The organism is Candidatus Methylomicrobium oryzae (genome assembly GCF_016745425.1).
Taxonomy (GTDB): Bacteria; Pseudomonadota; Gammaproteobacteria; order Methylococcales; family Methylomonadaceae; genus Methylomicrobium; species Methylomicrobium oryzae.
Genome location: NZ_JAERVK010000033.1, coordinates 1 through 8,729 on the forward strand (window position 1 = coordinate 1; position 8,729 = coordinate 8,729).

Annotated in this window: 8 protein-coding genes; 1 reads left to right on the forward strand and 7 read right to left on the reverse strand. The window is 57.7% G+C overall.

Annotated elements, in window-relative coordinates; all coding sequences use genetic code 11:
- The coding region (locus JJL52_RS21490) for a hypothetical protein (protein ID WP_236994405.1) at nucleotides 1-188 on the forward strand (188 nt) is incomplete at its 5' end.
- Nucleotides 189-196: 8 nt separating this feature from the next.
- Here JJL52_RS21490 and JJL52_RS20800 read toward each other — a convergent pair.
- The 7 genes from JJL52_RS20800 to JJL52_RS20830 all read right to left on the reverse strand — a co-directional run bounded on the left by JJL52_RS20800 (nucleotide 197) and on the right by JJL52_RS20830 (nucleotide 8,460).
- Entirely contained in the window at nucleotides 197-1,708 is a 1,512-nt protein-coding gene (locus tag JJL52_RS20800) for a L,D-transpeptidase (RefSeq protein ID WP_202054444.1), read from the reverse strand.
- 46 nt (nucleotides 1,709-1,754) lie between these two features.
- Nucleotides 1,755-1,943, reverse strand: a complete 189-nt coding sequence (locus JJL52_RS20805) for a hypothetical protein (protein ID WP_202054445.1) — start codon at nucleotides 1,941-1,943, stop codon at nucleotides 1,755-1,757.
- A gap of 856 nt (nucleotides 1,944-2,799) precedes the next feature.
- On the reverse strand, nucleotides 2,800-4,341 hold the full coding sequence (locus tag JJL52_RS20810; RefSeq protein ID WP_202054446.1) for an HAL/PAL/TAL family ammonia-lyase: 1,542 nt from the start codon (nucleotides 4,339-4,341) through the stop codon (nucleotides 2,800-2,802).
- A 217-nt stretch (nucleotides 4,342-4,558) separates the two neighbouring features.
- Nucleotides 4,559-5,482 (reverse strand): lysophospholipid acyltransferase family protein, encoded by a 924-nt coding sequence (locus JJL52_RS20815; protein ID WP_202054447.1) that lies wholly within the window; start codon nucleotides 5,480-5,482, stop codon nucleotides 4,559-4,561.
- On the reverse strand, nucleotides 5,479-6,213 hold the full coding sequence (locus JJL52_RS20820) for a glycosyltransferase family 2 protein (protein ID WP_202054448.1): 735 nt from the start codon (nucleotides 6,211-6,213) through the stop codon (nucleotides 5,479-5,481). Before JJL52_RS20820 ends, JJL52_RS20815 begins: the two co-directional genes overlap by 4 nt.
- A complete protein-coding gene (locus JJL52_RS20825; protein ID WP_202054449.1) occupies nucleotides 6,210-7,919 on the reverse strand; it encodes an ApeI family dehydratase in 1,710 nt (569 codons plus the stop codon). Before JJL52_RS20825 ends, JJL52_RS20820 begins: the two co-directional genes overlap by 4 nt.
- Nucleotides 7,909-8,460, reverse strand: coding sequence for a COG4648 family protein (locus JJL52_RS20830; protein WP_202054450.1), 552 nt, complete (start codon nucleotides 8,458-8,460; stop codon nucleotides 7,909-7,911). The genes JJL52_RS20825 and JJL52_RS20830 overlap by 11 nt, the downstream gene beginning before the upstream one ends.
- Nucleotides 8,461-8,729 lie beyond the last annotated feature (269 nt).

Here is an 8,729-nt window from a genome sequence, read left to right on the forward strand (position 1 = left end):
ATCACGCCCAAACCCAGACGGCAGTATCGGTAAGGCTTAACTTAACGGCATTGGGCACATCGCCCCCATCATTCTTAGGCCTAGCAAAAAATCCCGCTCGTAAACGCATGGCGGCGGTTTTTTGCAGATTGGGGAAAACGAAATTCGGCCGGAATCAGCCGTTTGAAAAGCTAGACTTGCGCATTTAAAGAACTGCCTATCTGGTAATTACTCTGCCAAGGTTCTTTTGCTTAACAGATGTCTCCGATAGTGCGGCATGGACCTCTTTATTTGCCCTTTCACTTCCTTTAGCCGGCAAATGACTAGCCCGCACCCGTTCGGGTGCCTGACTCACCACCGTTACCGGCAGGCCCAGCGCCCCCCACTGATAAAGCCATCCGGCATCCTCGGAGACATCAGGCCAACGCTGGTTTTGGTCTTTGGTGGCCAAATTGACGCAACCATGGCTCGCGGGATGACCAAAATTATTGTGCCAAAACGCTCCATGGAAAGCGTAGTCTTTATGGAAGAATTGCGCATACGGAACCTTTTCCACTTCATAAAAACCGCGCTGTCCCCGGCCGACATCGCTACGCATTCTCTTGTGGCGGTAACGGTCATAGATATAAAAAGAACCCGTCACCGTGGGGGTTTTGCTTTTGCCAGTGCTGACCTTGAAGGTCCGAACCACTGTGCCATTTTCCACCGCATCCACTCGCTGGCTGTCCAGGTACACGAAAAGCCTCCGGTCCGTACCGGTGCTGAAGTACTCGATCAAAGCTTGTTTCAGCATCCCTCCTCGCTCGCTTCTTAATTGCGGCACCTCGGCGTTGACTTCGATAATGCTTGAGGCCGGCCAGGCAGGCTGAGGGGTAAACCGCAGCTGGCGCGGCCCAATCCACCGCCATTTTCCAGGGATGACTTGACCCTCACGGGTGTGCACCTGAAGATGCCCGGCCACGCTGACCCGATCGGCCAACGGTTCACTAAACGTCACTTGCAGGGGTAACATCAAGCCTAAATTGGTCAAGCCCTTGACATTCGTTTCGGCGGCAAGAGGAGGTGGCGTTGTCAATTCCAGGCTCAGCGGCGGCAGGGGAACGCCGGTAGCGGTTTTATAGTTCACCTGGACCGCATATTTATGATCCTGCTCATAAGCACTGGCCAGTAATCGGATGTTCTGCCGAGTGGCATCGGGCTCCGCTCTCAACATCAAGTCCCCTATGGCCTGTACTTCACTCACCGGCCGGTTGAAATGCAGCACCACCGAGTCATCCGGACCTACCCGAGTCAGCGTGGGGCCTTCCAACTTCGGCAGGGCGACCGTTGTGAAGTTAATTTCACGGGTTTCGGACTGTCCGAGCCAAGACCGCTTCGCCGTCACCCTAACCTTATAGCGAGCTTCAAAGGCCAGCGGAGCAGGCAGGTTAACGTGGATTTGATCCTTCGCCTCGAACAAAACTTTTCCCGTATCGTTGCGCAGTTCGACCTTGGACAAGCGGGCGCCCAAGCCCACCGCCTCCACAGTAATGGTTTTACTTGGATCAACCTGGTTGGGGTCTTGCAAGGCCGTCATCGAAAACCCATAGGGCAGCATGTCTTGGCTAACCCAGGTTGCGTTCGGGTTTGCCGGCACGGCGACTGAATATCCCATAGTCAAAGCGATGGTCGCCGCGTTCAACCAAAAAAGAATCGGTCTGATCGAATCCATATAAGTGACCATTTTCATCGAGTCACCTAAGCGCTCCAAATAGTTAAAAGACGATAGTTGTTTTCTACCGGGTTCTAAAATTCCCCGTATCCAAATGCACAAAATTATCTCGAGGATTGAGATTTTGACGACGCGGATGCATTACATGCCGGGCCGCTGCCGCAGCCTCGGTGCCGCTCAATGCCATCAACGCCCCCCCGCCAAGGTTCAGCAACTTGCGTCTTGAGGTGAGAGTATTATCTTCGTCAATCATCGGTTTTTTAACAATTGCTCATTCAATGTTTTAGTTTATAGAACACTTTTCAGGATTTGTATTTGTTCATTTCTGATTGATCAGAAATATCGGTCGGCAAATTCAACCTAAAAGCATTTTTCCCCCAACTATCTTACTATCAATTAACGGGCTCATGTGAACGATGTTTTTCAGAAAGCTTTAAGGGAAGTGATCGAGCAAACACCGAAACGAGAACGGGAATTACCCGATGTCGACGCCATCAATAACGAAGTGACTGCGCTGTTTAAAAATTAGAATTCAAGGTTGCTGTGACAGTTTCAAAAAAAATGGCTCTGGCGTAGTTTCGCCGTATCAATCCGATTTTCGATCCAGGCAGTACAAAACGCAAAGGTCGAGAAGGAGGCCCATCAATCGCGAACGATGGGCTTCGTACCTCAGCCCATCCTATTTTGCTGAGTTTAGGAGTTGGCTCCAAATCACTTCCCGGCCCAAGACCCGCCAGGTTTTAAAAACCCGGCAGGTCTACCCCCATCCCCGGAAGTTAATATCGGCCAGATCCTTAACTAAAGTTGGCCGACTCCTAGCGGCCACAGGCCGGCAGTCGGTTTGCAGATGTAGGCTGGGTTGAATGATAATGAAACCCGGCATCGAAGTTGATTATTTGAGATATATGCAGGATTGTTTTTAATGCAAGGGAATTAAGCTTTTTGCTGGGTTTCGCGTTGCTTAACCCAGCCTACGGCCCCGTAATAAATCCGTTTACGGTCATTGGCAATAACCTACCGGCCGACTGACTGCTTTGGGTCGAATTCAGCCACTCAATGCCGATTTTAGCAACCACAGCACAGTCAACAAATCAATCATTTCCACCTGCCTAATACAATTCCCAATGCCGCTCGATAATCCACTTCACGATCGCCCGCAGCTCCTTGTCCAGCGCTCTGTCCTCGCTCAAAAACGCGCTCTGCTCCCGCACCTGCCTGATCGTCCGCAGGACAGCCGGGCTTAGCGCATCGAGTCCGCCTCTAAGCTCCACGCCCTGCACCGCCGCCAGCAGCGCCGCGGCGGCTACTTGCTCGGTCAGTTCGATTACCCGGATCGCGTCCCGGGCCGCGATCGTGCCCATGCTGACCTTGTCCTGATTGTGGCATTCGGTCGAGCGGGAAAAGACGCTGGCGGGTAGGGTTAGCTTCAGCGCTTCGGCGGTCCAGGCCGAAACCGCAATCTGCACGGCCTTGAAGCCATGATTCAGGCCGGATGAGGGATCGCTGTCACCGGACAGATTGGCGCGCAGACCGAAGTTAAATTTCGGGTCCATTAGTTGCGCCATCTGCCGGTCCATCAGGTCGGCCAGGTTCGCGACCGCCGCCTTCAGGCTGTCCATCGCGAACGCGATATGGCCGCCGTAAAAATGGCCGCCGTGCAGCACGTGCTCGCCTTCCGCGTCGATGATCGGGTTGTCGTTGACGCTGTTCAGTTCGTTTTCGATGAACTGGCGCAGCCAGGGCAAGGAGTCTTGGAGCACGCCGATCACATGCGGCGCGCAGCGCAGCGAATAGCGGTCCTGCAGGCGGGTGTCGTTGCGCGGCGCGGCTTCGGTTAGCTGCAGGTCGGCACGGATGCGGCCGGCGACGCGGCTTTGCCCCGGATGCGGCTTGACCGTGAACAGCTTTTCGTCGTAATGATAGGCATTGCCGTGCAGCGCGATCGAGGCCAGGCTGGTGATCCGGGTCGCCAGCCGGGACAGGTATTCGGCCCGCTGAAAGGCCAGGCAGGCTACGCCGGTCATCGCGGCGGTGCCGTTCATAATGGCAAGTCCCTCTTTCGGCTTCAGCGTCAAGGGCTCGATGCCGAGTTTGGCGAATACCGCCGAAGCGGCAAGGCGTTCTTCCCGATACAGCACCTCGCGTTCGCCCGCCAGCACCGCCGCGACATACGACAGCGGCGTCAGGTCGCCGCTCGCGCCGACCGAACCCTCCTTCGGAATCAACGGCAAAATATCGTGTTCCAGCAGGCCGACCAGTCGCTCCAGCAGCAGGTAGCGCACCCCCGAATAGCCTTGCGCGAGACTGTTTAAGCGCGTTGCTAGGATCGCGCGGGTTTCCTCGGCATTGAAATAGTCGCCAAGGCCGCAGCCGTGAAAGGTGTAGAGATGCCGCGACAGTTCGTTGACCTGGTCGAGCGGAATCGGCACGGTGCAGGAATCGCCGAAACCGGTCGTCACGCCGTAGACGAAGCCCTGCTCGCTGAGCAGCTTGTCGATGAATTGCGCGCCCTTGTCGATACGTTCGATGAAGGCGGGATCGCGGCTCAATTCGGCCTGCGCCTGCCGCCGGGAAATCCGGCCGATGTCTTCGATGCGTAGGGGGCGGCCGTCGAAAACAACGGTTCGGCTCGTTTCAGGAGGTTTTTTCATCACCCGGCACGCCTCCCGAGCAAACCCAACACAAGAAACGGCATCGATGATATCCAGGAGGCAGGGTATGCTGCGCGTACCATTTCCCGAGCCGGTGGTCTTTTCGGGCAGCACGAAAGGTACGCACAGCGTACCCTACCGGGCATGGCCGGCATAAATTTAAAGGCCGGAACATTCAGAATAGTTCGCGGCAAAAAATTCATCGATAAGGGATTTGTCATTCCGATCGCCAAAACGGATAAAAATTGAACCACTGCAAGGGCTCTTTCAAACAATAGGTCTGCAAGATGTCCGCATAGCGCTGAACCGTCTTCTGCAGCGTCTGCCTCCGCTCCTTTCGCGGAAGTTTGAGGCCATCGCTGAACCGATCGAAATGCACGACGTACTTTCCCTGCCGTTTCAGGCAAAACACCGTAAAGACCGGGCATTTCAGCAGCGAAGCCAGAATAAACGGCCCTTCCGGAAACAGCGCCTTGCCGCCGAGAAAATCGGCGGCCGCAACATGCAGCAGATTGCTGACCGGCGTCCGGTCCGCGGTCATGATCACGATCTCGCCCCGGTCGATTTTGTCCGCCAGCCGCATCGAGGTTTCCGCGGTGATTTCGGTGACCTGGATCAGATTCATCCGGCTCGCGCTGTTGTAGCGGCTCAGCAATTCGTTGAATTTTTCCGCATGCCGGGTATGAACCAGCACGTTGACATGGATGTTTTGTTCGAGGCTAGCGATCACCCGGCAGACTTCCAGATTGCCCAGATGCGAACCGAGCAACAGGGTGCCCTGCCCCTGCCTTATGCATTCCAGCAATGTCTCGCGGCCATGGTATTCGACCTCGGCGAGCGAGATCATCCCGGCCCATGCCGCCAGCTTATCGAGTATCGCTTCCGCGAACGCCATGAAATGCCGAAAACTGTTCAGCGTACCGGCTTGAGAAGAAAGCGCAATCCTAAAATCTGCGATGCGGCGCAGGTAATCGCGGCTCGCTGCTCTCCCCTGCCGGTTGACCAGCCAGTAATAAGCGACCACCGGGTATAAAACAAGCTGCACGATCGGCCGGCCGCCGAGGCGATAAATCCCGAGCAACGCCCGCATGCCCCAGACCAGGCTGTATTCGCCCATTTCCGCCCAGTGCGTTTTTTTCATTGCCAATGCCGCCGAATCAAGGCGGGAAAACGCGCCAGCATTCCGAAGAACAGCCGGGCGTGAATTTTCGAGATCATCAGGTTGTCCTGCCATAGCCGGAAATGCGAGATCCCATCCAGCGGATAAGTCACCTGCGTCGGCTGATTGACCACCCGCACGCCCTGCCAGTACAGCCTGACGGCGATGTCGATGTCGAAATCCATGCGCCGGCCGATCCGGGCATGGGCGCAAACATGCTCGACCGCGTCGAGCGGATACAGCCGAAAACCGCACATCGCATCGCCGATCGCGAACGACAGCGTATTGATCCAGACCCACAGGTTGGTGAACTGGCGGCCGTACTGGCGGCTTTTCGGCGCATCCGCGCCGAAGACCGGCCGGCCGGCGATCAACGCTTCGGGATGCTCCCGGCTTGCCGCCAAAAACCGCGGAATGTCGTCGATCCGGTGCTGCCCGTCCGCATCGATCTGCAACGCGTGCGTAAAACCTTCGGCGATCGCCGTCCTAAAGCCGTCGAGCACCGCCGCGCCCTTGCCGCCGTTTTCCGGGCGGACAATCAGCGTCAGCCAGTCGGCCCCGTCACGAACGCAAGCTTCGAGCACCCGGCGGCAGGCGGCGGAGCTGCCGTCGTCGACCAGAAAGCCGTGCAATCCGAAAGGCCTGAGTGCAGCCAGAACCTGCGGCAGCGCCTGTTCGTGATTGAAAACGGGGATGATGAGGCAGGTTTTCAAGACTCGGCTCCGTAGACGAGGCGTCCGGAACTGCAGGAATGCGTGCCCGCGCTGTATTGAAAATGCAGCTTGCGCTGGGCTTCCCGCCATTCGAGACTTAAAAGAAGTTCGTCATCCGGGCGGATCATCTGGCTGAACTTGATCATTTCCAGATGCGAAAAAGGCAACCGGATCGGAAAGAAAAGCTTGCTGAAATATTCGGCCCAGCCGATCTGCACCACACCGGGCAGCAGCGGAAACGCCGGAAAATGATCGCCGAAATAAGCCAGTTCCTTGGGTACCCTGATGGTAAGGCGCACGCCGGCGGCATCCGTTTGGGCGGCCAGCATTCTCGGCAACAGGCGGGTATCGGTATTCATGATCGACGTTAAAAGCTCCCGGTTTACCTTTCCCTGCGCGGTCAGCGGAAGCGAGTTCACGAACAGCCATTTTCGAGGCAGCGCGACCGCGTCGAAGCTATCGGCCAGCTGGCTTCTGAGCTGCCGGATGAAAGCGTTTCTGCCCTGCGCTTTCAGGCGCGCCGTACCGCGCTCGCTCAATACGGCAGCGATGCCGATCACGTCGCGGTGGCGCGCCAGCACCAGCGCATAGGCTTCCGACATCCAGGGCGTCTCCTGAAGGCGCCGCTCCAGCGCGGTCAGCGATAGCCTTTTTTCTTCGATCTTGACGATCCGGTCCTGCCGCCCGTGCAGCAGCAGGCGCCCGTCCTCCAGTGGGGTCAGACGGTCGTCCAGCGCCAGCCCTTCCCGGTCGTTCAAATAAGGCGAATACAAATGCGGGCGGTCACCGCGCCAGTCGATCTCGATCCCGGCAAAAGGCCGCCAGGGCGCATCGTTTAGGCAGTCAGCCCGCCGCCAGGCGATCCCGCCGGTTTCGGTGCTGCCGTAGACTTCGATAATGGAGCGACCCGTGAAACTGAGGATTTGCGCGGCCGCCGCGGCGGGCAAAGGGCCGCCGGAACTGAAAATCGCCGCCAGATCGGCGATTTCGCGCCAGGGCGACCTTTCGTCGAGCCGTTTCAAATGTCCCGGGCTGGCGATCCAGCATAACCGCGCGGGGTCGCCGCCCGCCAACAGCATCTCCGGGCTCAACACCATCGCGCTCCGGAAACAGCGCCTCGCCGCCAACGGCCACAGCACGCGGAACAGCAAGCCGTAGATATGCTGATGACTGACCGAGCCGGCGATGCAGGCGCTCTCCAACGCGTTCCCCCAGAGATTTTCGAGCGTATCGATTTCGGCCTGCAGCTGGCGCAGGGTTTTCGGCACGGCTTTCGGCTGTCCCGAAGAGCCGGAGGTGTACAACATGATACGGGGAATATCCAGGTCGAGAGTCTCCAAAGCGCCCCCCAAAGCTTCTGCAGACGCCGCATCCGGATCGAAAGGATCGGCTTCCGGCCAGTCGCCCAGCAGCCGGCAGCCTTCCCGTTCGAGCTGCCGCGCAGTTTCCGGAAGGTTATTGCCCGGAATCCAGATCTCTTTGTCCGCATGCAGCAGGGCGAACAGCCCGACCGCAAACGGGTAGGCATCCTGGGTATAGAGCGCATACCGCCGTGCGGAGTCGCGGCGCCACACCGTCGCCCAATGGCCGGCCGCGGCCGCGAACTGATCGCGCCGATACGGCCGCCCCCGATGCAGCGCGACCGGCGAGGAATCCTGCCCGCACGCCACGATGCACCCGGCCAGAGAAATCAAATTATCCTGCATGTTTTTGCGTTCTGATTCGCACCCAATATTCGCCCGCGAACAACACGCCCATCAACAGATAAGCGATCAGGCCGTTGTACAAACTCCAGACTTCGAAGCTGCTCCATAAGGCGGTCGCCAGCGCAATGCCGCCGTTCAAGACGAAAAAGCCGCACCAGACCTGCGTCACGCGCCGGGTATAGGCGACGCCCACAGGCGGCAGGTCGGGATGGCGCAGGCGAGCCAGGCGTTCGATCACCGTCGGCGACCGGACGAGGCTCCAGGCGAACAGCGTCAGCATCGCGCCGTTCATAACGACCGGATAAAACCGCAGGGTCAAGAGGTCGTTGCGCCAGACCGCCAGCCCGCAGAACAATATCCCGGCGACGGCCGCAGGCCCGTTGCCGAGCGCCCTGCCGCTTCCGTAAGTCAGCCTGAGCGCCAGCACGCCGATCAGCAGCGCCGCGATCTTCCACGGTTCAAAATAACGAATCCCGAAATAAACCGCGAACGGATAGGCAATGACCAAGAGGCCGAGCACAATATTGATGAATAGGCGCATGAATTTCAAGGTTCAAGGCAAAGGCGAAAAAGCTTGCCGGTCATGATAGGGTGTCGTTTTCTTCGGCTAAGAGGGTTTCGTCAAAAACAACTTCCCCTTTTGAAAAAGGGAAACTTCGTCAAACACACCTCCCCCTTTGAAAAAGGGGGATCGAGGGGGATTTATTTGATCAATCTCCCCCGCTCCCTCGGCAATATAGCTCCTGCATTGCCCTCGATCGCTTGTTCCCGACGCGATCTACCTCCCCCATCCGTGGGGTCGTCGATCGC